The organism is Sphingomonas sp. R-74633 (assembly GCF_013416555.1).
Classification (GTDB): Bacteria; Pseudomonadota; Alphaproteobacteria; order Sphingomonadales; family Sphingomonadaceae; genus Sphingomonas.
In genome coordinates this window covers 134,846-157,315 of record NZ_JACCFG010000005.1, presented here as the reverse complement: position 1 = coordinate 157,315, position 22,470 = coordinate 134,846, and the positions used below count along the sequence as shown (strand labels likewise).

The 22,470-nt window shown below is 68.1% G+C and carries 24 protein-coding genes and 1 tRNA gene; 13 read left to right on the top strand and 12 right to left on the bottom strand.

Going from position 1 to position 22,470, the window contains the following annotated elements; genetic code table 11:
* Window positions 1-2: 2 nt before the first annotated feature.
* Together HZY97_RS16780 and glmM are read right to left on the bottom strand one after the other, a co-directional pair.
* Window positions 3-227: a DUF1272 domain-containing protein gene (locus tag HZY97_RS16780; protein WP_180146390.1), complete on the bottom strand. Its 225-nt coding sequence runs from the start codon at window positions 225-227 to the stop codon at window positions 3-5.
* Window positions 227-1,567, bottom strand: coding sequence for a phosphoglucosamine mutase (glmM, locus tag HZY97_RS16775; protein ID WP_180146388.1), 1,341 nt, complete (start codon window positions 1,565-1,567; stop codon window positions 227-229). The genes HZY97_RS16780 and glmM overlap by 1 nt, the downstream gene beginning before the upstream one ends.
* Window positions 1,568-1,639: 72 nt before the next feature.
* On the opposite strand from glmM, the gene HZY97_RS16770 reads away from it, so the two are divergent.
* Entirely contained in the window at window positions 1,640-2,908 is a 1,269-nt protein-coding gene (locus HZY97_RS16770; protein ID WP_180146385.1) for a dicarboxylate/amino acid:cation symporter, read from the top strand.
* Between the two features lie 23 nt (window positions 2,909-2,931).
* Window positions 2,932-3,255 (top strand): hypothetical protein, encoded by a 324-nt coding sequence (locus HZY97_RS16765; RefSeq protein WP_180146382.1) that lies wholly within the window; start codon window positions 2,932-2,934, stop codon window positions 3,253-3,255.
* Here HZY97_RS16765 and gorA read toward each other — a convergent pair whose 3' ends face one another.
* The 3 genes from gorA to pgi all read right to left on the bottom strand — a co-directional run bounded on the left by gorA (window position 3,256) and on the right by pgi (window position 6,469).
* Window positions 3,256-4,602, bottom strand: coding sequence for a glutathione-disulfide reductase (gene gorA / locus HZY97_RS16760; protein WP_180146379.1), 1,347 nt, complete (start codon window positions 4,600-4,602; stop codon window positions 3,256-3,258).
* A gap of 74 nt (window positions 4,603-4,676) precedes the next feature.
* Window positions 4,677-4,979, bottom strand: a complete 303-nt coding sequence (locus HZY97_RS16755) for an alkylphosphonate utilization protein (protein ID WP_180146376.1) — start codon at window positions 4,977-4,979, stop codon at window positions 4,677-4,679.
* Window positions 4,976-6,469, bottom strand: a complete 1,494-nt coding sequence (pgi, locus tag HZY97_RS16750; RefSeq protein WP_257215140.1) for a glucose-6-phosphate isomerase — start codon at window positions 6,467-6,469, stop codon at window positions 4,976-4,978. The genes HZY97_RS16755 and pgi overlap by 4 nt, the downstream gene beginning before the upstream one ends.
* 105 nt (window positions 6,470-6,574) lie before the next feature.
* Here pgi and lepB point away from each other — a divergent pair, with 105 nt between their 5' ends.
* From lepB to HZY97_RS16730, 4 genes are read left to right on the top strand one after another with little or no spacing between them, the layout of a single operon-like run.
* On the top strand, window positions 6,575-7,435 hold the full coding sequence (gene lepB, locus HZY97_RS16745) for a signal peptidase I (RefSeq protein WP_180146370.1): 861 nt from the start codon (window positions 6,575-6,577) through the stop codon (window positions 7,433-7,435).
* A gap of 2 nt (window positions 7,436-7,437) precedes the next feature.
* Window positions 7,438-8,103, top strand: a complete 666-nt coding sequence (rnc, locus tag HZY97_RS16740) for a ribonuclease III (protein ID WP_373684431.1) — start codon at window positions 7,438-7,440, stop codon at window positions 8,101-8,103.
* A gap of 53 nt (window positions 8,104-8,156) precedes the next feature.
* Window positions 8,157-9,080, top strand: coding sequence for a GTPase Era (era, locus tag HZY97_RS16735; RefSeq protein ID WP_180146367.1), 924 nt, complete (start codon window positions 8,157-8,159; stop codon window positions 9,078-9,080).
* Window positions 9,077-10,048 (top strand): nitrilase-related carbon-nitrogen hydrolase, encoded by a 972-nt coding sequence (locus HZY97_RS16730; protein WP_180146363.1) that lies wholly within the window; start codon window positions 9,077-9,079, stop codon window positions 10,046-10,048. The genes era and HZY97_RS16730 overlap by 4 nt, the downstream gene beginning before the upstream one ends.
* Before the next feature lie 6 nt (window positions 10,049-10,054).
* Here HZY97_RS16730 and HZY97_RS16725 read toward each other — a convergent pair whose 3' ends face one another.
* The 3 genes from HZY97_RS16725 to HZY97_RS16715 form a co-directional block, all read right to left on the bottom strand.
* Window positions 10,055-10,372, bottom strand: a complete 318-nt coding sequence (locus HZY97_RS16725) for an antibiotic biosynthesis monooxygenase family protein (protein WP_180146360.1) — start codon at window positions 10,370-10,372, stop codon at window positions 10,055-10,057.
* Between the two features lie 324 nt (window positions 10,373-10,696).
* Window positions 10,697-11,404: an NAD-dependent deacylase gene (locus HZY97_RS16720; RefSeq protein WP_180146357.1), complete on the bottom strand. Its 708-nt coding sequence runs from the start codon at window positions 11,402-11,404 to the stop codon at window positions 10,697-10,699.
* Between the two features lie 3 nt (window positions 11,405-11,407).
* On the bottom strand, window positions 11,408-11,860 hold the full coding sequence (locus HZY97_RS16715; RefSeq protein WP_180146356.1) for a hypothetical protein: 453 nt from the start codon (window positions 11,858-11,860) through the stop codon (window positions 11,408-11,410).
* Between the two features lie 104 nt (window positions 11,861-11,964).
* Between HZY97_RS16715 and HZY97_RS16710 the strand changes: the two genes are divergently transcribed.
* From HZY97_RS16710 to HZY97_RS16695, 4 genes are all read left to right on the top strand, one after another.
* Window positions 11,965-12,318, top strand: a complete 354-nt coding sequence (locus tag HZY97_RS16710; protein WP_180146353.1) for a hypothetical protein — start codon at window positions 11,965-11,967, stop codon at window positions 12,316-12,318.
* Window positions 12,319-12,358: 40 nt separating this feature from the next.
* Window positions 12,359-13,087: a 4-hydroxy-tetrahydrodipicolinate reductase gene (gene dapB, locus HZY97_RS16705; protein ID WP_180146350.1), complete on the top strand. Its 729-nt coding sequence runs from the start codon at window positions 12,359-12,361 to the stop codon at window positions 13,085-13,087.
* Window positions 13,084-13,749 (top strand): endonuclease III, encoded by a 666-nt coding sequence (nth, locus tag HZY97_RS16700; protein WP_180146347.1) that lies wholly within the window; start codon window positions 13,084-13,086, stop codon window positions 13,747-13,749. The genes dapB and nth overlap by 4 nt, the downstream gene beginning before the upstream one ends.
* A 46-nt stretch (window positions 13,750-13,795) precedes the next feature.
* Window positions 13,796-13,872: transfer RNA gene (locus HZY97_RS16695), tRNA-Arg, on the top strand.
* Between the two features lie 11 nt (window positions 13,873-13,883).
* On the opposite strand, the gene HZY97_RS16690 is transcribed toward HZY97_RS16695, so the two are convergent.
* Together HZY97_RS16690 and HZY97_RS16685 are read right to left on the bottom strand one after the other, a co-directional pair.
* Entirely contained in the window at window positions 13,884-14,051 is a 168-nt protein-coding gene (locus tag HZY97_RS16690) for a hypothetical protein (RefSeq protein WP_180146345.1), read from the bottom strand.
* Window positions 14,052-14,159: 108 nt separating this feature from the next.
* Complete coding sequence (locus HZY97_RS16685; RefSeq protein WP_218943128.1) at window positions 14,160-14,894, bottom strand: FadR/GntR family transcriptional regulator; 735 nt, start codon at window positions 14,892-14,894, stop codon at window positions 14,160-14,162.
* A gap of 71 nt (window positions 14,895-14,965) precedes the next feature.
* On the opposite strand from HZY97_RS16685, the gene HZY97_RS16680 reads away from it, so the two are divergent.
* Genes HZY97_RS16680 through bktB form a run of 3 tightly spaced genes read left to right on the top strand, consistent with a single transcriptional unit; the run spans window position 14,966 to window position 19,097 of the window.
* Window positions 14,966-17,023, top strand: coding sequence for an FAD-dependent oxidoreductase (locus tag HZY97_RS16680; RefSeq protein ID WP_180146342.1), 2,058 nt, complete (start codon window positions 14,966-14,968; stop codon window positions 17,021-17,023).
* 11 nt (window positions 17,024-17,034) lie between these two features.
* Window positions 17,035-17,919, top strand: a complete 885-nt coding sequence (locus HZY97_RS16675) for an SDR family NAD(P)-dependent oxidoreductase (protein ID WP_180146339.1) — start codon at window positions 17,035-17,037, stop codon at window positions 17,917-17,919.
* Window positions 17,916-19,097 (top strand): beta-ketothiolase BktB, encoded by a 1,182-nt coding sequence (gene bktB / locus HZY97_RS16670; protein WP_180146336.1) that lies wholly within the window; start codon window positions 17,916-17,918, stop codon window positions 19,095-19,097. The genes HZY97_RS16675 and bktB overlap by 4 nt, the downstream gene beginning before the upstream one ends.
* Window positions 19,098-19,230: 133 nt before the next feature.
* Here bktB and HZY97_RS16665 read toward each other — a convergent pair whose 3' ends face one another.
* Together HZY97_RS16665 and HZY97_RS16660 are read right to left on the bottom strand one after the other, a co-directional pair.
* The gene (locus tag HZY97_RS16665; protein WP_306670077.1) at window positions 19,231-20,880 is read right to left on the bottom strand and encodes an AMP-binding protein; all 1,650 of its coding nucleotides are present in this window, start codon (window positions 20,878-20,880) and stop codon (window positions 19,231-19,233) included.
* Window positions 20,817-22,460, bottom strand: a complete 1,644-nt coding sequence (locus HZY97_RS16660; protein ID WP_180146333.1) for a carboxylesterase/lipase family protein — start codon at window positions 22,458-22,460, stop codon at window positions 20,817-20,819. Before HZY97_RS16660 ends, HZY97_RS16665 begins: the two co-directional genes overlap by 64 nt.
* Window positions 22,461-22,470 lie beyond the last annotated feature (10 nt).

The following is a 22,470-nucleotide window of genomic DNA, read 5'->3' as shown; positions in this document are numbered from 1 at the left end:
CTCTAACCCTTGAAGCGGCGCTCGGTACTCGCCGGGTTGTTCGCCAGCGCCTTACCCGTGCGCGCCGGCCGATCCAACAGTTCGCCGCCGCAATTGGGGCAGCGTTCGTCGAGCGCATCGGCACAGTCCGCGCAATAGGTGCACTCGAACGAGCAGATGAAGGCGCCGCCCTCGTCGGCCGGAAGGTCGACGCCGCAGCGCTCGCAATCGGGACGCATCGCGAGCATCAGGCCGCAGCCTCGCGCACGACGTCGCAGATCCGGTCGACCACCGCTTCCACCTGCTCGCGGTCATCGCCCTCGGCCATCACGCGGATCACCGGCTCGGTACCCGAGGCGCGGATGACCAGGCGGCCCTTGCCCTCCAGCTCTTCCTCGGCGGCGGCGATCACCTGCTTCACCCGCGGATCGTCGAGCGGCTTGCCACCCTTGAAGCGGACATTCTTGAGCAGCTGGGGCAGCGGGTCGAAGCGGTGGAGCACTTCGCTTGCCGGCGCGCCGGCGCGGACCATCTCGGCGAGCACCTGGAGCGCCGCGACCAGCCCGTCGCCGGTGGTGGCATAGTCGGAGAGGATGATGTGGCCCGATTGCTCGCCGCCGACATTATAGCCGGAGGAGCGCATCTTCTCGAGCACGTAGCGATCGCCGACGCTGGTGCGGATCAGGCTGAGCCCCTGCGCCGACAAGTGCCGCTCGAGCCCGAGGTTCGACATCACCGTGGCGACCAGCCCGCCGCCGGCGAGCCGGCCTTGGCGCGCCCAGCCGCCGGCGATCGTCGCCATCAGCTGGTCGCCATCGACGACCTTGCCATTCTCGTCGACCACGATCAGCCGGTCGGCGTCGCCGTCGAGCGCGATGCCGATATGGGCTCCGCTCGCGACCACGGTCTCGCACAAGGTCTGCGGCGCGGTGGAGCCGACGCCGTCATTGATGTTCTTGCCGTTGGGCGTGACGCCGATCGCAATCACTTCGGCACCCAGCTCCCACAGTGCGGAGGGCGCGACCTGATAGGCAGCGCCATTGGCGCAATCGACGACGATCTTGAGCCCGTCGAGCGTCAGCTCCTCGGGGAAGGTCGACTTGGCGAAATGGATGTAGCGGCCGCGTGCGTCCTCGACGCGGCGAGCCCGGCCGATCTCGGCGGAGGGTGCCAGCTGCACTTCGCCATCGATCAGCGCCTCGATCGCCATCTCGTCCGCATCGGAGAGCTTGAACCCGTCGGGGCCGAACAGCTTGATGCCATTGTCCGCATAGGGATTATGGCTGGCCGAGATCATCACGCCCATGTCGGCGCGCATCGAATGGGTGAGCATCGCCACCGCCGGCGTGGGCATCGGCCCGACCAGCACCACATCCATGCCCACCGACGTGAAGCCCGCGACCAGCGCATTTTCGAGCATATAGCCCGAAAGCCGCGTGTCCTTGCCGATCACCACCCGGTGGCGATGGTCGCCCCGCCGGAAGTGCGCGCCGGCGGCCATGCCGACCTTCATCGCCATTGCTGCCGTCATCGGCGAGATGTTCGTCGCGCCGCGGATTCCGTCCGTACCGAAATATTTTCTTGCCATGTGCCGTTTTCTCGCGACCTTGCGGGTCCTCAACCGCGACCCGATTAGCGCGGAAACTCCAAAAGGGCGAGCATGTCGCAACCAACCCGTATTCTCTTGTCCCTGATCGCGGGGCTGATCCTTGGCGCGGTGCTCGCCGCCTGGGCGCCCGCATCGGCATTGATCGCCGCCGAATGGGCGCAACCGATCGGCCAGGCCTGGCTCAACGGCCTGCAGATGACGATCGTGCCGCTGGTCGTGGCGCTGCTGATCACCGGCGTCGCCGCCACTGCCGAGGCCGCGCAGGCCGGGCGGCTGGCCGGCCGGGCGATCGCGCTCTACGTCGTCGTGCTGTTCCTCTCGGCGGTCGCGGCCGCGATCCTCACGCCCCTGTTCATGCATATCGCGCCGCTGCCGCGCGAATCGGCCGACGCGCTGCGCGCCGCGATGGCGGGCGCCGAGAAGATCGGCCCGGTGCCGCCGATCGGCGAGTTCCTCGCGGCGATCGTGCCTGCCAATATCGTCAAGGCCGCCGCCGAGAACGCCTTCCTGTCGCTGATCATCTTCTCGCTGATCTTCGCCTTCGCGATGACGCGGGTGGGCGGCGAGGCGCAGCGGCTGTTGACCGAGTTCTTCAAGGCACTCCGCGACGTGATGCTGGTGGTGATCGACTGGGTGCTGTGGGTCGGGCCGCTCGGCGTGTTCGCACTCGCGCTCGTCGTCGGCGCCAAGGCCGGCACCGGCGCGTTCGGCGCGCTGATCCATTACATCCTGACCGTCGCCGGCGTCGGCTTCACCGTGACGCTGTTCGCCTATCCGGTCGCGGTGTTCGGCGGGCGCGTCGGCCTTGGCCGCTATGTCCGCGCCGCGCTGCCGAGCCAGGCCGTCGCGCTCAGCACGCAGAGCTCGCTCGCGACGCTGCCGGTGATGATCGAGGGCACCGGCAAGCTCGGCGTGCCGGTCGCGGTTTCGGGCGTGACGCTGCCGCTCGCGGTGGCGATCTTCCGCGCGACCGGACCGGCGATGAACTTCGCCGTCGCCATCTATGTCGCCGAATGGTTCGGCATCCCGCTCAGCCCCGCCACGCTGGCGGTGGGCGTGGTCGTCGCGACGCTGACGTCGCTCGGCTCGGTCAGCCTGCCCGGCACGGTGAGCTATGTCAGCGCGATCGCGCCGGTGGCGGCGACTATCGGCGCGCCGGTCAGCCCGCTCGGGCTGCTGGTCGCGGTCGAGACGATCCCCGACATCATGCGCACCGTCGGCAACGTCACCTGGGATATCGCCGCGACCACCTGGCTCTCGCGCCGCGCGGGCAAGGTGCCGCTCGACGAGGCGGACGAGATCCTCGCGCACGACAGCTGAGGGGGGAATCGGGAGACGCTACCATGCCGATATTGCTGTCTCTGCTGATCGCCGCCGCGCCGCCCGAAACGGTGGAGCTGCGCGGCGTGACCATCCTCGGCCACGGCCCGATCCCGGTGCCCTCAGGCATCCTACACACCGTGCTCCGCATCGACGTGCGGGACGCGGCCGGCGCAACCTATAGCCTCCATCGCACCTATCTCGGGCCGAAGGATGTCCCCGAAACAGGCGCGAAATGCGACGTCCGCTACCACATCGGCGGCATCGGAGACGGCACGCTGATGGACGTCACCAATCCGCAGCAGGGAAAGAGGCTCGACCGCCTCACCTGCCCCGCTGCGGGCTGATCACTTCAGCAGCACCAGTTCCTCAGACATCGTCGGGTGCAGCGCCACGGTCTGGTCGAAGGCGTCCTTGGTCAGCCCGGCCTTCACTGCCACCGCTGCCGCCTGGAGAATCTCCGGCGCGTCGGGGCCGATCATGTGGAGGCCGACGACCTTGTTGGTCACGCCGTCGCAGATCATCTTGTAGAGCGCGCGCTCGTTGCGGTCGGCCAGCACGTTCTTCATCGCGCGGAAGTCGGCGGTGTAGACCGCCACCGAGCCCAGCTTGTTGCGCGCCTCGCTCTCGGTCATGCCGACGCCGGCCATCGGCGGGTGGCTGAACACCGCGCTCGGGATGCAGCTATAATCGACGCGGTGCGGCTTGCCGCCGAACACCGTGTCGGCGAACGCCTGGCCCTCGCGGATCGCGACCGGGGTGAGCTGCACCCTGTTGGTCACGTCACCCACGGCATAGATCGAATCGATCGAGGACATATTGTCCTCATTGACCTTCACCGCGCCCTTGTCGTCGAGCTGGACGCCGATCGCCTCGAGCCCCAGGCCCTCGGTATTGGGCACGCGGCCGGTGGCGAACAGCACGCAATCGACTTCGACCGGCTCATGCTTGGTCAGGCTCACCTTGAACGCGCCGCTCTCCAGCTTCTCGATGCCGACGAACTCGGCGTGGAAGCGGAAATCGATGCCCTTCATCAGCGAGATCTGGAGCAGCCGGTCGCGCATCGAGTGATCATAGCCGCGCAGGATCACATCGGTGCGGTTGACCATCGTCACATGGCTGCCGAACTCGTTGAAGATGCCGGCGAACTCATTGGCGATATAGCCGCCGCCCGCGATCAGCACGCGCTTGGGCAGCGTGTCGAGGTGGAAGACTTCGTTCGAGGTGATGCCGAGGTCGCTGCCGGGGAAATCGGGCACATGCGGGTGCGCGCCGGTGGCGATCAATATGTATTTCGCGGTGACCTTGCGGCCCGAGGCGAGCGTCACTTCGTGCGGGCCGGTCACGGTGGCGCGCTCGAGAAAGGTCTCGACGCCATTATTGTGCAGCGTCTGGGTGTAGAGGCCGTTGAGCCGGTCGACATCGGCCATGACGTTGTCGCGCAGCACCGCCCAGTCGAAATCGCATTCGGGCACGTTCCAGCCGAAGCGACGCGCGTCCTTCAGATCCTCGGCGAAATGCGCGCCATAGACGAGCAGCTTCTTGGGGACGCAGCCGCGGATCACGCAGGTGCCGCCGACGCGATATTCCTCGGCCACCGCCACCTTCGCGCCGTGCGCGGCCGAAACGCGCGAGGCGCGCGTGCCCCCCGAACCGGCGCCGATGACGAAGAGGTCATAGTCGTATTCGGCCACCGGCACTTCCTTCCGCTCGTTTCGAGGCCGGGAGATAGGGCGCGGACGGCACAATGCCAATGCGCCCGATCGGGTCAGCGCTTGCGGACGAACTCGGCGCGCAGGACGAGGCCCTTGATGCCCTCGTACTTGCAGTCGATCTCCTGCGCGTCGCCGGTGAGGCGGATCGACTTGATCAGCGTGCCGCGCTTGAGCGTCTGGCCCGCGCCCTTCACGGTCAGGTCCTTGATCAGCGTGACCTGGTCGCCGTCCTGCAGGAGGTTGCCGACCGAATCGCGCACTTCGACTGTGTCGGCGGCGCCGGCACTGGCAGCGGCTTCGGCGGCGGGGACCCACTCCCCGCTCGCCTCGTCATACACATACTCGTCGCCGCTCATCCGAAGGCTCGCTGGATCAGGTCGTTGGTCGAGGCATCGAAATCCTGGCCGCCGGCACCCGCCGCCTTGGCCATTTCCTTGCCCAGCTCGACGCCGAACTGGTCGAAGGCGTTGATGCCGAGCAGCACTGCGTTCACGAAGGTACGCTGCTCGTAGAACGCCAGGATCGCGCCGAGCGTGCGCGGATCGACGGTGTCGAGCAGCAGCGTCGAGGACGGGCGGTCGCCCGGATAGTCGCGCGCCAGGTCGTCGCTCTTGCGGCCGGCCATCAGCGCGGCGCCTTGCGCGAACATGTTGAGCAGCAGCTGGCGGTGATGCTCCTCGGCCAGGCCATCGCCCGGCTCGATCGAACCGATGAACTCCACCGGCACGAGGCGCGTGCCCTGGTGGAGCAGCTGGAACACCGCATGCTGGGCATCGGTGCCGACACCGCCCCAGGTGATCGGCGCGGTCGGATAGGTCACCGGCTGGCCCTCGGCGGTCACCCGCTTGCCGTTCGACTCCATTTCGAGCTGCTGGAGATAGCTCGGCAGCAGGCCGAGGCGCTCGTCATAGGCGAAGGTGGCGCGCGTCTCGCAGCCGCGGACCTGGGTGTAATAAAGGTCGGCGAACGCCGCGAGCACCGGGGCATTGGCCTCGAACGGGGCGAGGCGGAAATGCCGGTCCATCTCGGCGGCGCCTTCGAGCAGCTCCTCGAACGCGTCCCAGCCCAGCGCCAGCGCGGCGGGGAAGCCGATCGACGACCAGAGCGAATAGCGCCCGCCGACCGACTCGTTGAACGGCAGCACGCGCGTCTCGTCGATGCCGAACGCGATCGCCTTTTCGGGCGCCGCGGTGAGCGCGATGAGCTGGCCATAGGGATCGGCCACGCCGCCCTGCATCAGCCAGGAGATCGCGCTCTCGGCGTTAAGCATCGTCTCGGTGGTGGTGAAGGTCTTTGACGCGATGGCGATGAGCGTGGTGGCTGGATCGAAGCGGTCGAGCGCGGTTTCGAGCGCGACGCCGTCGACATTCGAGACCACCGCGACTTCGTAGCGGTCGGCATCGCGGCCGAGCGCGTCGACCAGCAAATCGGGGCCAAGCGCCGAGCCGCCGATGCCGATATGGATGATCGAGCGGATCGGGCCGAACGCTTCCGCCTCGATTGCGTCGATCAGCGCGCGCATCCGGGCGTGATAGGATTGCGCGCGGCTGACGCTCTCGGGCGAGCCTTCGCCGCGCTCGGCGGTATGCTCGACCGCGCGGCCCTCGGTCACGTTGATCTTCTCGCCGGCGAACAGCGCGTCGCGCTTGGCGACCAGGCCCATGTCCGCGGCGATCTTGCTGAACGCAGCGATCATCTCGGGCGTGAGGTGCGTCTTCGACCAGTCGAAATGGATACCCGCGACATCGGTGGAGAGCGCGGCGACCCGATTCGAGTCGCGCGCGAACAGCTCGGTGAGCGTCGACGCTTCGAGCGACGTTACGGCGGACCAGTCGGGCAATGCCATGTTCATCTCCTTTGGAACAGCTAGGCCCCTATCGTCCCAACTTCGCTACCGCCACTCCATTCATCGGCTTGACCTCACCGCCCGCCCCAAGCAGAGCAGCACCCCATGGAAAACACGCCTGCCGAGTCCCTCGAGACCCCCGCCACCCCGGCCCCCGCTGCCGTGGTGGAGGAAAAGCCCAAGAACGAGTGGAAGGAGCTTGGCGTCTTCCTCGTCAAGCTCGCCCTGATCGTCTTCGTGGTGCGCAGCTTCATCTTCTCGCCCTTCTCGATTCCGTCGGAATCGATGATGCCGCGGCTGCTGGTGGGCGACTATCTGTTCATCACCAAGTGGAACTACGGCTATTCCAAGCACTCGCTGCCGTGGAGCATGCCGCTGATCCCGGGCCGGATCTTCCCGGGCACGCCGACGCGCGGCGACGTGGTGGTGTTCAAGGCGCCGGGCCATAATGGCGAGGACTGGATCAAGCGCGTGATCGGCCTGCCGGGCGATTCGATCCAGATGGTCAACGGCCAGCTGGTGCTCAACGGCAAGGCGATCCCCAAGCAGCGCATCGCCGATCTCGAACTGCCAATCACCCCCAATGTCCGCGAGTGCAACACGCTGTTCCAGGCGATCGACGCCAAGGGCAATCCGGTGTGCAAGATCCCGCGCTTCCGCGAGACGCTGCCGAGCGGCAAGACCTATGACGTGCTCGACCAGGGGCTGACCCCGCAGGACAATAGCGACCACGTCTATCAGGTGCCCGCGGGCCATGTCTTCCTGATGGGCGACAATCGCGACAATTCGACCGACAGCCGCTTCGCCCAGCCGCCCGTCGAACAGGGCATCTCCTATGTCCCAATGGAGAATATCGAGGGCAAGGCGGTGCTGAGCTTCTGGTCGACCGACGGCAGCGCCAACTGGTTCCTGCCCTGGACCTGGTTCACCGCGGCGCGCTGGAGCCGGATGGGGGAAGGCTTTTGAGCATTCCCGATCTGGGGGGATGGATCAGCAAGACTTTCGGCCAGCGCCCGGCGGACCTGGCGCCCTATGAGCGCGCGCTGACGCATGGCAGCCAGGCCGCGGAGAATTACGAGCGGCTCGAGTTCCTGGGCGACCGGGTGCTCGGCCTCGCCATCGCCGAATGGCTCTACGAACGCTTCCCGGCCGAGCCCGAAGGCGCGCTTTCGCGGCGGCTCAATACGCTGGTGACCGGTGCGCAATGCGCCGATGTCGCGCGCGAAGTCGGCGTCGCGCCGCTGCTGCGCCTCGGCAAGCAGGCGCGCGGCGATGGCGCCGCCGACAGCGACAATGTGCTCGGCGACGCGATGGAGGCGCTGATCGGCGCGCTCTATCTCGAATTCGGCTTCGGCCCGCCGCGCGATTTCGTCCGCAAGGCCTGGGCGAAGCATATCGAAGCGCATGCCAGCGCGCCCAAGCATCCCAAGTCGGCGCTGCAGGAATGGGCCGCCGCGCATAATCGCCGCGCGCCCGACTATGAAGTCACCGACCGCTCCGGGCCCAACCACGCGCCGCGCTTCACCGTGAAGGTGTCGATCGGCACCTTCGCCGATGCCAGCGCGGAAGGCACGAGCAAGCAGGAAGCCGAGACCGCGGCAGCGGCCGCGCTGCTAGAGAAGCTCGGAAAATGAGCCGCCGCCCTCCCCGTTCGACAAGCTTGGGGCGAACGGAGTAGGGGGCTGGGATGCAAGACACCAACGACTCCACCAATCCCGAAACCCAGCGCTGCGGCGTGATCGCCATTGTCGGCGCCCCCAATGCGGGCAAGTCGACGCTCGTCAATGCGCTGGTCGGCCAGAAGGTCGCGATCGTCAGCCCCAAGGCGCAGACCACGCGCGCCCGGGTGATGGGCATCGCGATCGACGGCGACGCGCAGCTCATCCTGGTCGATACGCCGGGCATCTTCGAGCCTAACCGCCGACTCGATCGCGCGATGGTCGCCGCCGCCTGGGAAGGCGCCGAGGGCGCGGACCTGATCGCGCTGGTGGTCGACGGCAAGGGCGGCATCGGCTCGAAGGTGAAGACCGTGATCGAGAGCCTGGCCGGACGGCGCGAGCGCAAGATCCTGATCCTCAACAAGGTCGACATCGCCGACAAGCCCAAGCTGCTCGGCCACGCCGCCAAGCTCAACGAGCTGCTGCCGTTCGACGAGACCTATTTCGTCTCCGCCCAGACCGGCGACGGCGTGCCCGAATTGAAGGCGATCCTCGCCGCCGCGATGCCTGAGAGCGCCTGGCACTTCCCCGAGGACCAGGTCAGCGACGCTACCGACCGGATGATCGCCGCCGAAGTGACGCGCGAGCAGATCTACCTCCAGCTCCACAAGGAGCTGCCCTATTCGAGCGCGGTCGAGACCGAGCAATATAAGGAGCGCGAGGACGGATCGGTCGAGATCCACCAGCAGATCCTGGTCGAGCGCGAGACCCAGCGCGCGATCATGCTCGGCAAGGGCGGCACCCGCATCAAGGAAATCGGCGCCAAGGCGCGCGCCGAGCTTTCCCGTCTCATGGGCGTAAAGGTTCATCTCTATCTTCACGTGAAGGTAAGGCCCGAATGGCAGGAAGACCGTTCGCTTTATCGTGAGATCGGGTTGGACTGGGTCGAGTGACGCAAAAGCTCAAGGTTGCCATCGTACAGGATTCGCCGGTTCCGCTCGCCATCGACGCGGGACTGGAGCGCGCCATCGCCAAGGCGCGCGAGGCGATCGAGAAGGGCGCGCGCGTCGTTGCGTTCGGCGAGGGTTTCCTGGGCGGCTATCCGGCCTGGCTCGAGCATATCGCCCCGGCGCGGCTCTGGGATCATCCCGGCACGCGCGAGCTGCACGCGCTGCTGCTGGGCCAGGCGATCCACGGCGAGGATCCCCGCTTCCAGCCGCTGCAATGGAGCGTGGACATCGCCAATGTCGCGGTGTCGATCGGCGGCTTCGAGCGGGTGCGGGGCAGCCTCTACGCCACCCAGTTCCTGTTCCGGCCCAAGGCGCCGGTGCTGCGCCACCGCAAGCTCGTGCTCACGCCGCCCGAGAAGCTAATGCTCGGCCAGGGCGACGGATCGACGATGGGGCTGCACGACGCGCCCTGGGGCAAGATCGGCCAGCTCGCCTCGACCGAGCATTGGATGCCGCTCGCCCGCGCCGCGATGCATCATGAAGGCGAGACGGTGCACATCGCCGCGTGGAGCGAACTCAACGACATCGCGATGCTCGCCTCGGCGCATTACGCCTTTGAAGGGCGCAGCTTCGTGCTCGCGGCGGGGACGATCCAGTACAAGCAGGAAGTGATCGCCGGCTATGAGCGCGCCGGCGGCGACGGCTCGGCGCGCAAGCTGCTCGACCGCTTGCCCGAAGGCCAGATCCAGCACGGCCGCAGCGCGATCTTCGCCCCCGACGGGGTGATGATCGCCCAGGCCGGCACTGCGCCCGAGATCCTGATCGCCGAGCTCGACCTCGACGAAGTCGGCCGCGGCCTCGCGACGATGGACGTCGACGGCGCGCAGGCGCGCCACGACGTGTTCGAACTGAGCGTGGACCGCCGCGCCCGCGCCGGTATCGTCGATAAGGACGACAGCGCGGCGGCCTGAACGGCGCTACGTCTCGAGCGTGAAGGCGACCTGGTAGAGCCCGGGATGCGCCTCGCCATATCGCTTGTTGCCGTCGATCAGCCCCTTTGCCTTCAGGTGCGCGAATACCCGGCGCGCGGCGTCGGCATCTTCGCTCTGCGCATAATTGACCACGCGCGTGCCATCGAGGCTGCGGTGGAGGCTGGCGGAGAGCCAGCCCTCGACCTCGCGCGCCGTCCGGGCGGCCTCGGCGAGATAGGCGATCAACGCCTCCTGCCCGCCCTGGGGCACATCGAAGACGTTGATCTGGCTGACGATGTCGGGGTTGGTGGTAATGATCGGCATGGACGTGCTCCTTGTCAGGGCGCAGCCATCGGGGGATCGGTCGAGCGATGAACAATGCGCGCGCCAAGCCCCCGGCGGCGTGCGCCGGTTGCTTGTCGCGGGTTCGCCTGGGAGCGACACGGAGCCTCGGAGCGAGGGAGCGGGCTTACCGATGCCGCTCGGGTCCTTTTCGACGGGGCGAGGATACCGGCGGCGCACGGCGCCGGCAAGCAGGCACCCCCTGCTTGTACCCCGGCGAAGGCCGGGGCCCAGTTGCAATGTCGTTCGAGAGGTTCCCACGCCTAACCAGATGCGCCGAGGCTGTGCCCCGGCCTTCGCCGGGGATCAGCCTTGGCCTGCGAGAAGCTGCTCCACCCATTCCGGCACCAAAGTCCCCGCCGGCCCCAGCCGCGTCTCCCCGAACCAGCTGCTGTCCGCGCTCGGATCGAGATTCAGCTCCAGCGTCTCCGCCCCGTGATAGCGCGCCGTCTGCACGAACCCCGCCGCCGGGTAGACCGCGCCCGAGGTGCCGATCGAGACGAACAGATCGGCATCCGCCAGCGCCCGCTCGATCGCTTCCATGTGGTAGGGCATCTCCCCGAAGAACACGATGTCGGGCCTGAGCGCCGGGGTGCCGCAATCGGGGCATTCGCTCTCCGGTGGCAGCGAACCTTCCCATTCGACGCTGTCGCCGCACGCCGCGCACAAGGCCGATTTGAGCTCGCCATGCATATGGAGCAGCCGGTTCGCCCCGGCACGTTCGTGCAGATCGTCGACATTCTGGGTGACGATCAGCAGCCCGCCCGCCCATTCGGCATCGAGCCGGGCGAGCGCGACATGCGCTGGATTGGGCGTGACCTCGGCGAGCTTCGCCCGGCGCGCGTCGTAGAAGCGGTGGACGAGTTCGGGATCCTGCGCGAGCGCCTCCGGCGTGCAGACATCCTCGACCCGATGCCCTTCCCACAGCCCGCCCGGGCCGCGAAAGGTGGCGATGCCGCTCTCCGCCGAAAGCCCGGCGCCGGTGAGGATGACGATGTTGTGGATCTCGCGCATCGGTCAGCGCTGATGTGCCGACTGGAACGGCGCGTCGATCGCGCGATGCAGCGCGAAAGCGGCCTTGTTCCAGCAGCTATACTGCTCCGGCGCCGCCCGGGTGCCGACGCCGTTGGTCACCACCATGATCGGCGTGCCGCCGTTGCTGACGACGATCTCAGTCGGCAGGCCCCCGCGGCAGGCATCGAGGCCCTCTGCGTCGACCTGGCGATATGCGTCGCGAATTGCCGAGAGCTGCCCGGCATCGACCCGTCCTCGCAGGACTGGCCGCACCAGCTTGGGATCCTGGCAGGCGGAACGCGCTGCACGCGGCGTGAGCGTATAGTCGCCGGTGACCAGGTCGATCTGAACGTTGCCGGCCGGGCACCATTCGGAGTGGCCGACGGTGGCGAAGACTGTCGCGGTTTGCGGAGCGGCGGGTTGGCCCAGCAGGATCAGGGCCGGCAAGATCCACATCGTCGTGTCTCCCCAAGGACAGTCGCCGGATCGTACAACGCCACCCGCGCGCGACAAGGGCCATCGCCATGCCCCTGCCGCAAATCGGGCGTTACCTCCCACCCATGCTCACCGCGCTCCTCCTCGCCAGCCTCGCGCCGCAGGACCGCGCGCCGATCTTCCCCAGCCCCGACGAGGCGGGCGACGCGGCGATGGTGCCGAAGCGCCCATGCCGGCCGGGTGGCGACACGATCACGGTGTGCGGCAATCCGAACGGCAGCCGGCTTCCCACGCTCGACGAGGCGCGCTGGGCCGAAAAGCCGCTGCGTCCCGATTTCCGTCTGCCCGGTGGCGGCAAAGGCACGGTAGTGGCGGACCAGAACAATGTGGCGCCGGGCGTCAGCGTGCCCGCGCTGTTCGTCACCGCCACGATTCCGCTCGGCAAGAAGCCGAAGAAGGCGGATACGAACGCGAAATAATCCTGTCGCGCGGGCATCGGCCTGTGCCAGAGGAGCGCACATGACCAGCATCGGTATCTATGGCAGCCTCGGCCGGATGGGGCAGGCGATCGCGGCAGTCGCGCCCGAAATGAACGCACAGGTCGCAGGCGGCGCGGATGCCAAGGACGATCCGGTCACCGTCGCCGCCGGCGCCGACGTGCTGATCGACTTCTCCGCCCCCCAGGCGCTCGAGGCGCACCTCGCCGCGGCGCGCGCGGCGGGCAAGCCGATCGTGGTCGGCACCACCGGGCTCTCGCCCCAGCATCATGCGCTGATCGATGCGGCCGCGAAGGACATCGCCGTGCTCCAGACCGGCAACACCTCGCTCGGCATCGGCCTGCTCCAGCGGCTGGTGCGCGAGGCGGCGCAGCAGCTTGGGCCCGACTGGGACATCGAGATCCTCGAGATGCACCACCGCCACAAGGTCGACGCGCCGTCTGGCACAGCGCTGATGCTCGGCCATGCTGCTGCGGCAGGCATGGGCACGACGCTGGCCGAGGCCGAGGTGACCGACCGTGCCGGCCTGACCGGCGCGCGCTGCGCGGGCACGATCGGACTCGCGAGCCTGCGCGGCGGTTCGGTGGTCGGCGACCACAGCGTCGTCTTCGCCACCCCCGGCGAGCGGATCGAGATCACCCACCGCGCCGACGACCGCGCGATCTTCGCCCGCGGCGCCGTGCGCGCGGCCTTGTGGCTCGCGGGCAAGCCGGCGGGCCGCTACACAATGGACCAGGTGCTCGGCGGGTGAAGAAGGCGGATATTTTCGAGTTCTTCTCGCGGCTGGCGGCGGACAATCCCCATCCCGAGACCGAGCTCGAATATGTCAACGACTATACGCTGCTCGTCGCGGTGGTGCTCTCCGCCCAGGCGACCGACGCCGGTGTGAACAAGGCGACGCGCGCGCTGTTCCGTGAGGTCGACACGCCGGAAAAGATGGTCGCGCTCGGCGAGGACGGGCTGAAGCAGCACATCAAGACGATCGGGCTGTTCAACACCAAGGCGAAGAACGTCATCGCGCTGTCCGAGGCACTGATCGCCGATCATGGCGGGCAGGTCCCTGCCGACCGCGACGCGCTCGAGGCGCTGCCCGGCGTCGGCCGCAAGACCGCCAATGTGGTGATGAACACGGCGTTCGGCGCAGAGACCTTCGCAGTCGATACGCACATCTTCCGCGTCGGCAACCGGACGAAGCTCGCGCCGGGCAAGACGGTGCTGGCGGTGGAGAAGAAGCTCGACAAGGTCGTGCCCCAGCCCTTCCGCCTCCACGCGCATCACTGGCTGATCCTGCACGGCCGCTACACCTGCAAGGCGCGGACGCCCGAATGCTGGCGCTGCGTGGTCGAGGATCTGTGCCCCTATAAGCCCAAGACCCCGCCACCGAAAAAGCCCAAGAGCGCCGCGGCGCATTGAAGGCACTGGCGCGGCCGCAAAGGCTTTGCTAGGCGCCCTGTTCCAGGCACCCGTAGCTCAGCTGGATAGAGCGCTGCCCTCCGAAGGCAGAGGCCACAGGTTCGAATCCTGTCGGGTGCGCCATTCTCAAGAAATCAGTCGAGCACGACCTTCTCGGCATGCCGCGCTTCAAAGCCGCGGGCGCGGCGCTCATATTCCTGCGCCATGCCCATATGCGCGCGGAAGCTCGCCATACCCTTGGCCTTTATCGCCGCATCCCGTGCCTCGGAGGCGCGCTGCGCGAAATAGGTGCTGTCACTCATGCCCATTCCCCAACCAACAATCGCAAGGGTAAGAGTCCGGGCTTGCGCGCACATTTCGTATAATTGCGTAGGTGTAGCCGAGCCGTGTCGTGACTGAGGCGAGTTGAATCAGCCCCCGCCGATCGGCGCGTCGAGCGGCAGCCCGGCATGTTCATAGCCCCGCCGAAAGTCCGCCATGTGCCGCTGCATCCACAGCTTCGCGACCCCAAGGTCGCCGCCGGCCAGCGCCGTGACGATCGCCCGGTGCGCCTCGAGGATGCGGCGCGGCGAGCGGTCGCGCGTCCTGGGATGCGTGAACAGCCGGTCGAGCGACGGGTAGAATAGCAACGACACCGGCTCGCGTGACATCAGCAGCACGCGGTTCTGCGTCGCGTGGGCGAGCAGCGCGTGGAATTCGACATCGAGCGCGGCAATCGGCTCGCCCGCGTCCAGCGCTACCGCCATGGCGTCGACATTGACCTGGAGCTTCCCGACCAGCGCATCATCGACCTGGCCTTCGAGCAGGTCCATCGCGAGCAGCTCGAGCTGCATCGCCACTTCCCAGATCTCGCCGAACGACACCTGCTGCATCAGCAGCGCCCGCGAACTCTGCGTGGCGAGCGCGTCGTGCTTCGGCCGCGTCACGTGCAGCCGCCGCCCGGCGTCGCGCTTGACCAGCCCGCTCTGCTCGAGCGCGCGCATCCCCTCGCGTACCGTGTGGCGCGTCACCCCGAATTTCTCGGCGAGCTCGGTCTCGGTCGGCAGCGGCTCGCCCGGCGGCAGCGCACCGCTGAGGATCGCCTCCTCCAGCGCCTGCTGCACCGCTTCATAGGCACGCGCGATCCTGAGCTTCGGGAAGTCCATCAAAATACCTTTGTCCAACAATCCAACATTTGATAGTCGCCTCTCCGAACGCTGCCAATGGGAGACATGGTTTGCAAGTCGAGGTCGAGCGGCATGGCGCAGTGGCGCTGCTGCGGTTTTCCAATCCCCCGGTGAACACCCAGTCGGTGGCGGGCGTCGGCGTGATCGCCGAGGCATTCGCCGCGCTGGCAGCCGATCCCGAAGTCGCAGCGATCGTGGTGAGCGGCGGCCCCAGGATCTTCAGCGCCGGCGCGCAGATCACCGAGTTCGACGGCGACCCGTCCAAGATCGACGCGAACCGCGCGATGATCGAAGGCATCGAAGCCTCTTCCAAGCCGGTGGTCGCTGCGATCAATGGCGTGTGCATGGGCGGCGGGCTCGAGCTCGCGCTCGCCTGCCACTACCGCGTCGCTGCCGAGACCGCGCGGATCGGCCTCACCGAAGTGACGCTGGGCGTACTGCCCGGCGGCGGCGGCACCCAGCGGCTGCCCCGGCTGATCGGCGCCAAGGCCGGGCTCGAGCTGATGCTGAGCGGCCGCGTGCTGGGCGGCGCCCAGGCGCATGCCGCCGGGATTGTCGACCTCGTCGTCGCAGCCGATGCCGAGGCCGCCGCGCTCGCCTTTGCCGAAAGCGCGCCGCCGGTGCGCCGCACCGGCGAGATGCCGGCGCCCGCCGATCTCGCCGTGGTGCTGGCCGGCGCCAAGCCGCGCGGTCTTGCCCAGCGCCGCATCGTCGAATGCGTCGCCGCGATCGGCACGCACGACTTCGTCGCCGGGCTCAAGGTCGAGGCCGATCTGTTCAGCGAACTCCTCGGCTCCGAAGAATCGCGCGGCCTGCGCCACGCGTTCTTCGGTCGCCGCATCGCCGCGCGTGTCCCCGGACTGGGCGATGTGAAGTCGCGCAAGATCGGCCATGTCGCCGTGATCGGCGGCGGGCTGATGGGCACCGGCATCGCGCTCGCGCTGCTCAATGCCGGGCTCAAGGTGACGCTGGTCGAGCCGCGCGAGGAGGCGCTGGCCAAGGCGGGCAAGAGCATTGCCGGCACGATCCGCCGCGATGTCGAGAAGGGCCGGATCGACGGCGAAACCGCCGACGCCCGCATCGCCGCGCTGACCGCCGCCGCGGCAATCGACGCCGCCGCCGATGCGGACCTGCTGATCGAAGCGGTGTTCGAGGACATGGAGGTCAAGCGCCAGGTCTTCGCAGACATGGAGCGCGTCGCGCGCCCCGATGCGATCCTCGCCAGCAATACCTCGACGCTCGATCTCGACGCGATCGCCGCCTTCACCGCCACGCCCGAGCGCGTCGTCGGCCTCCACTTCTTCTCGCCCGCAAACGTGATGAAGCTGCTCGAAGTCGTCCGTGGGCAGCGGACTTCGCCCGAGACGCTCGCCACGGCGATGGCATTCGGCAAGGCGATCGGCAAAAGCCCCGTCGCGGTCGGCGTCTGCGACGGGTTCGTCGGCAACCGCATGTTCGAGGAATATCTCCGCCAGGCCTGGTATCTGCTCGAAGAGGGCGCGCTTCCCGCGCAGCTCGACGGCGCGCTCAAGCGCTGGGGCATGGCGATGGGCCCGGTCGCGGTGATGGACCTCGCCGGCCAGGATATCGGTTGGAGCATCCGCAAGCGCCGCGCGATCGAGCAGCCCGACCGCCCCTATTCGAGGATCCCCGATCTCGTCTGCGAGCTCGGCCGTTTCGGCCAGAAGACCGGCGCCGGCTTCTATCTTTATCCCGACGGCCGCACCGCCACGCCCGATCCCGCGATCGACGCTCTGATCGAAGCCGAATCCGCCCGGCTCGGCATCACCCGCCGCGCCATCTCCGACGAGGAGATCGTCGAGCGCTGCATCTATGCGCTGATCAACGAAGGCGCGAAGATCCTCGGCGAGGGCATCGCCTATCGCCCGGTCGATATCGATGTCGTCTATCTCGACGGATACGGCTTCCCCGGCGAGCGCGGCGGCCCGATGTACTTTGCCGACCGGATCGGCCTGTCCAAGGTCCTCGAACGCATCGCCGACTTCGCCGCCGGCCCGCAGGGCTGGGCCTGGGCGCCCGCGCCGCTCCTTGTCGAGCTGGCAGCTTCGAACCGCAATTTCGCGTCGCTCGACGCGGCCACTCTCTGAAAGGAAATATGATGGGGATCGATCTCTCGACCCGCGTGGCGATCGTCACCGGCGCCGGTGCCGGCCTTGGCGCCGCGCATGCGATCGCGCTGGCGAAGCGCGGCGCCAGGATCGTCGTCGCCGACATGAATGCGGAGGCAGCAGCCTCCGTCGCCGCCCGGATCGAAGCGAACGGCGGCGAGGCGATGGCCGTGACTGTCAGCGTCACCGATTTCGCCGCCGTCCAGGCGATGTGCGAGGACACGCTCGCGCGCTGGGGCCGGATCGACATCCTGGTCAACAATGCCGGCATCCTGCGCGACAAGAGCTTCGCCAAGATGGATCTTGAGGATTTCCGCCTGGTGCTCGACGTCCATCTGATGGGCTCGGTCAATTGCACCAAGGCAGTGTGGGACACGATGCGCGCGCAGAATTACGGCCGCATCATCTTCACCACCTCCTCGTCGGGGCTCTACGGCAATTTCGGCCAGGCGAATTACGGCGCCGCCAAGATGGCGCTGGTCGGCCTGATGCAGACGCTGGCAATCGAAGGCGAGCGCTATGGCATCCACGTCAACAGCCTCGCGCCGAGCGCGGCTACGGCGATGACCAACAATCTCTATTCGCCCGAGATGCTCGCCGGGCTCGACGCCTCGATGGTCAGCCCCGCGATCGTCGCGCTGGCCGCCGAGGACGCGCCCAACCGCGCGATCCTGCTCGCCGGCGCCGGCAGCTTCGAACAGGCGCATGTGACCATGACGCGCGGCCTCTATCTCGGCGATGGTGACACGGTGGCGGACACGCTGCTCGACCGCCTCGCCGACATCGGCGCGCGTGAAGGCGAAGTCATTCCCGCGCGCGGCGAAGAGCAATATCAGTACGAAATGGCCGCTCGCGCCGATAAGGTGAACGCATGACCGCACCCGTCTACATCGTCGCCGCCCGTCGCACCGCGATCGGCACCTTTGGTGGCTCGCTCAAGGACGAGACCCCCGCCAGCCTCGCCGTCGCGGTGACCAAGGCCGCGCTCGAAGCCGCCGGCGTCGCCCCCGAGGCGGTCGGCCATGTCGTGTTCGGCCAGGTGATTCCCACCGCGCCGCGCGACGCCTATCTCGCGCGTGTCGTGGGCATCGAGGCGGGCATCCCCAAGGAAGTCCCCGCGCTCACCGTCAACCGGCTGTGCGGCTCGGGCGTGCAGGCGATCGTCTCCGCCGCGCAGATGCTGATGCTCGGCGATGCCGAGATCGCGGTCGCCGGCGGCAGCGAAGTGATGAGCCGCGCGCCTTATTATTCCCCAGCCACGCGCTGGGGCCAGAAGATGGGCGACGCAACGGTGGTCGACGGCCTCAACGGCGCGCTTACCGATCCGTTCGGCGGCGGCCTGATGGGCGTGACGGCCGAGAATGTCGCCGAGCGCCACGGCATCGACCGCGCCCGCCAGGACGCCTATTCGGCCGAGAGCCACGCCCGTGCGGCGCGTGCAATTTCGGAAGGCCGCTTCGAGGGCCAGATCGTGCCGATCAAAGTGAAGGCCGGCCGCGCAACCAAGAGCTTCGACACCGACGAGCATGTCCGCGCCGACGCCAATGCCGCCGACCTCGCCAAGCTGCGCACGATCTTCAAGCCCGAGGGCAGTGTCACCGCCGGCAATGCCTCGGGGATCAACGACGGCGCCGCCGCGCTGGTGCTGGCGAGCGAGAAGGCCGTCGCCGAGCATGGCCTGACCCCGATGGCGCGGATCGTCGCGTACGGCCATGCCGGCGTTGATCCGAACGTCATGGGCATGGGCCCGGTCCCCGCCACCCAGGCCGCGCTCGCCAAGGCCGGGCTGTCGGTGGCCGACATGGACGTGATCGAATCGAACGAAGCCTTTGCGGCGCAGGCCTGCGCGGTCTCCGACGCGCTCGGCTTTGAGTCCGAACGCGTGAACCCGAACGGCAGCGGCATCTCGCTCGGCCACCCGGTCGGCGCGACCGGCGCGATCATCGTCACCAAGCTGGTCCACGAACTGGCCCGCACCGGCGGCCGCTATGGCCTCGCGACGATGTGCATCGGCGGCGGCCAGGGCATCGCGCTGATCGTCGAGCGGGTTTGAATTCTCTACGCAAACCGACGCTGATCCCCGGCGAAGGCCGGGGCCCAGTTGCCGCGTCTTTCGAAAGGTGCACGCACCTCGCCAACCTGCTCGATGCTGGGCCCCGGCCTTCGCCGGGGATCAGCTGAGTAGCCTACCCCCCGCTATACGCAGCCCGCAGCTGCAACTTGTCGATCTTCCCCGTCGACCCGCGCGGCATGCTCGAAACCCGCACCACCGTATCCGGAATCCACCAGGACGCGACCTGCCCGCGCAGCGACCCCAGCAGCTCCTGGTCCGAAATTTCCTGGTCCTCGCGCAGCTCGACCAAAAGCAGCGGGCGCTCGCCCCATTTGACGTCGCTGCGCCCGATCACCGCCGCGAGCGAGACCTGCGGCAGCGCGCAGACCACCGCCTCGATCTCGGCCGGATTGATCCATTCGCCGCCCGACTTGATCAGGTCCTTGGCGCGCCCGGTGATCATCAGATTGCCCGCGCGGTCGATCTTCGCGAGGTCGCCGGTGTCGAACCAGCCCTCTGCATTGGTCGCGCTGCGCTCCTGCCCGAAATAGCGGTCGATCACTGCCGCGCCGCGCACGTGCAACCGCCCCTCGACATCGCGCTGCTCGGGGAGCATCGCGCCCGCCTCGTCCATCAGCAGCAGGTCGACGCCGAGCGCCGGCCGGCCCGAGATCGCGGCATCGCGCGTCGGTGCGCTCAGCACGCCGAAGGTGCCGACCGGCGAAAGCTCGGTCATGCCCCAGCTCGTCTGCACCGGAATGCCGAGCTGCCCCTCGATCCGCTCCATCAGCGCCGGCGGCATCGGCGCACCGCCGACGAGGATGCGCTTGAGCGAGGGCAGCGTCATGCCGGTCGCATCGAGGTGATCGCACAGACCGAGCCACACCGTCGGCACGCCGACGGCAATCGTCACGCCTTCCGCCGCGATCAGCCGGGCGAGGCTGCCCCCGTCGAGATGCCGCCCCGGCAGCACCAGCTTGGCCCCCGCCGCCGGCACCGCGAAGGGCAGGCCCCAGGCATTGGCGTGGAACATCGGCACCACCGGCATCACCACGTCCTGACTGGTGATCCCCGACACGTCCGCCTGGAGCAGCCGCAGCGTGTGCATGAAGCTCGAGCGGTGCGTATAGGTCACGCCCTTGGGCGCGCCGGTCGATCCCGAGGTGAAGCACAGCCCACTCGGCGTCTTCTCGTCGAACTCGCCCCAGCTCACGCCGGCATCGTCGATCGCGCCCAGCAACGGCTCGAGCGGCGCGATCTCGGCGCTGCCATAGCTCTTGGGCGAGACCTCGCCGTCGATGACGAACACCCGTTCGATCCCCGGCGCATCGTCGAGCATCTTGAGCGCCAGCACCATCAGGTCGGCGCTGACGATCAGGATCCGCGCGCCCGATTGCGCCAGCATCCAGGCGAGCTGCGTCGCCTGCAGCCGCGGGTTGAGCGTGTGGCACACCGCGCCCATACCCATGATCGCATACCAGCTCTCGACATGCGCCTGGCTGTTCCATGCCAGCGTCGCCACCCGGTCGCCCTGCGTCACACCCAGATCGGCGAGCAGCCGCGACACTCTCCGCGAGCGCACGCGCATCTCGGCATAGCTGGTCCGCCCGATCGCGCCGCCCTCGCCCGCAGTCGCAACCTCGACCTCGGGGTGCCATTTCGCCGCATGCTCGACGATCCGGTCGAGCGTCAGCGGGAAGTCCTGCATCGAACCGTCGATCACTTGCAGCCCTCCGCCGCAGCCGGCAGCGGCGGCGCGATCACCCCGACATTCCAGTTCCATGCCAGGTTCCCCGCAGCGCGGCGGCGGCAGAAGACCTGGTCGTGCAGCGCATATTCGGCTGCCTTCAGGTCGGCCGCGAGATGCGGCCTGTCCGTGAAGTGCATATAGGCAGCGCTTTCATTATGCGCGGGCCAGCGCGTCTGGCCGGCGGCGCTCGGCACGCCGGAGCGGGCAAAGCTCGCCCAATAACCGACCATCGCATCGGAGAGCGCGCGCTCGCCCGGCGTGTTCGGGATCGCGGGCCATAGCGCCGTCACCCGGTCGATCGTGCCGAACATGAACGGCACTTCGCTGGCGTGGAAGGCGTGGATCCCGGCATCGTCCGCGGCCGGATAGCCATGGTCGAAATAATAGAGATAGGTCGGCTGGCCCGCCTTCGCCTGCTCGCGCACCAGCTTCTGCGAGTTCCACGCGAAGAAGCCGTCGCGCGCCGCCGCGAGCATATTCTTGCCGATCGCATCCGCCGGATAGAGCCGGAGGAATTCGTCCGCGAGCGGCCCGTAATTGGCGCGGATCCGCGCTTCATAGCTCGCGGCGGTGAAGGTCGAGGCGTCGGGCAGCCCCGGCAGGATCGACTTCATCGTGCTGATCTCGCCGGCAGTGAAGCCGGTCATCAGCGGCACCTTGGCCTGCTCACCGCGCTCGAATGTATCGAGCAGCTGGCGCGGGATCACCTTGCCGTCGACGATTGCGGTCGAGGCGAAGCCCGCCTTCACTGCGCGCGCCGCGAGATCCGGCCCCGGAATCGCGCGCAGATCCGCGACGGTCTTCGCCCCCATCGCCGCGGCATAATGTTCGCCCAGCGCCTCGGCCGAGGGCACGCCGTGCGCTGCCGTCTTCAATTCGGGGATGTTCATCAGCGATGCGCTCTGCACGATCGCCTTGCTGAACAGCCCGCGCGCCTGCGGGGCGACGAGCAGGTGCAGGATCGCCAGCCCGCCGGCGGACTCGCCCGCGATGGTGACGTTGCCGCTATCCCCGCCGAACGAAGCGATGTTCGCCTTCACCCAGCCCAGCGCCGCGATCTGGTCCATCACGCCGTAATTGCCCGAAGTCCCGTCCGCCGATTCCGCGCTCAGCCCGGGATGCGCGAAATAGCCGAACACGCCGAGCCGGTAGTTGATCGACACCACGATCACGCCGCGCTTCGCCAGGTTCGCCCCGCTGAACATCGCCTGGCTCGACGCGCCCCGCACCAAATTGCCGCCATGGATCCACACGAACACCGGAGCCTTCTTGGCATGCGCCGGCGCCCAGATGTTGAGCGACAGACAATCCTCGCTCATCGCCGGATAGACTTCGGCATAGATGCTGCTCGGCGGCGCGGGGGGCTGCTGGCAGGCCGGGCCGAACGCAGTCGCGTCACGCACGCCCGCCCAGGCGGGCAATGCCACCGGCGGCTTCCAGCGCCGCTCGCCGACCGGCGGCAGCGCATAGGGAATCCCCTTGAAAACCTTCTGTCCATCCGCCTCGACCCCGCGAACGGTGCCGGCGGGGGCCTTTACGATCGACTGGGCTTCGGCAGGCGTGACGCCGACAAGCGCCAGGCCCAGCGCCGCGAAGCGGTGCGCTATCCCCATCTTACTCTCC

Bases quoted from the DNA above. Each gene is read 5' to 3' on its own strand.
- pgi (WP_257215140.1), bottom strand. From the start codon at position 6,469: ATGGCATTGCCCGACTGGTCCGCCGTAACGTCGCTCGAAGCGTCGACG.
- HZY97_RS16780 (WP_180146390.1), bottom strand. From the start codon at position 227: ATGCTCGCGATGCGTCCCGATTGCGAGCGCTGCGGCGTCGACCTTCCG.
- HZY97_RS16660 (WP_180146333.1), bottom strand. From the start codon at position 22,460: ATGGGGATAGCGCACCGCTTCGCGGCGCTGGGCCTGGCGCTTGTCGGC.
- HZY97_RS16715 (WP_180146356.1), bottom strand. From the start codon at position 11,860: ATGTGGATCTTGCCGGCCCTGATCCTGCTGGGCCAACCCGCCGCTCCG.
- glmM (WP_180146388.1), bottom strand. From the start codon at position 1,567: ATGGCAAGAAAATATTTCGGTACGGACGGAATCCGCGGCGCGACGAAC.
- HZY97_RS16755 (WP_180146376.1), bottom strand. From the start codon at position 4,979: ATGAGCGGCGACGAGTATGTGTATGACGAGGCGAGCGGGGAGTGGGTC.
- HZY97_RS16690 (WP_180146345.1), bottom strand. From the start codon at position 14,051: ATGAGTGACAGCACCTATTTCGCGCAGCGCGCCTCCGAGGCACGGGAT.
- HZY97_RS16770 (WP_180146385.1), top strand. From the start codon at position 1,640: ATGTCGCAACCAACCCGTATTCTCTTGTCCCTGATCGCGGGGCTGATC.
- HZY97_RS16710 (WP_180146353.1), top strand. From the start codon at position 11,965: ATGCTCACCGCGCTCCTCCTCGCCAGCCTCGCGCCGCAGGACCGCGCG.
- HZY97_RS16720 (WP_180146357.1), bottom strand. From the start codon at position 11,404: ATGCGCGAGATCCACAACATCGTCATCCTCACCGGCGCCGGGCTTTCG.
- HZY97_RS16665 (WP_306670077.1), bottom strand. From the start codon at position 20,880: ATGGAACTGGAATGTCGGGGTGATCGCGCCGCCGCTGCCGGCTGCGGC.
- lepB (WP_180146370.1), top strand. From the start codon at position 6,575: ATGGAAAACACGCCTGCCGAGTCCCTCGAGACCCCCGCCACCCCGGCC.
- HZY97_RS16685 (WP_218943128.1), bottom strand. From the start codon at position 14,894: ATGGACTTCCCGAAGCTCAGGATCGCGCGTGCCTATGAAGCGGTGCAG.
- era (WP_180146367.1), top strand. From the start codon at position 8,157: ATGCAAGACACCAACGACTCCACCAATCCCGAAACCCAGCGCTGCGGC.
- bktB (WP_180146336.1), top strand. From the start codon at position 17,916: ATGACCGCACCCGTCTACATCGTCGCCGCCCGTCGCACCGCGATCGGC.
- HZY97_RS16675 (WP_180146339.1), top strand. From the start codon at position 17,035: ATGGGGATCGATCTCTCGACCCGCGTGGCGATCGTCACCGGCGCCGGT.
- HZY97_RS16725 (WP_180146360.1), bottom strand. From the start codon at position 10,372: ATGCCGATCATTACCACCAACCCCGACATCGTCAGCCAGATCAACGTC.
- HZY97_RS16765 (WP_180146382.1), top strand. From the start codon at position 2,932: ATGCCGATATTGCTGTCTCTGCTGATCGCCGCCGCGCCGCCCGAAACG.
- dapB (WP_180146350.1), top strand. From the start codon at position 12,359: ATGACCAGCATCGGTATCTATGGCAGCCTCGGCCGGATGGGGCAGGCG.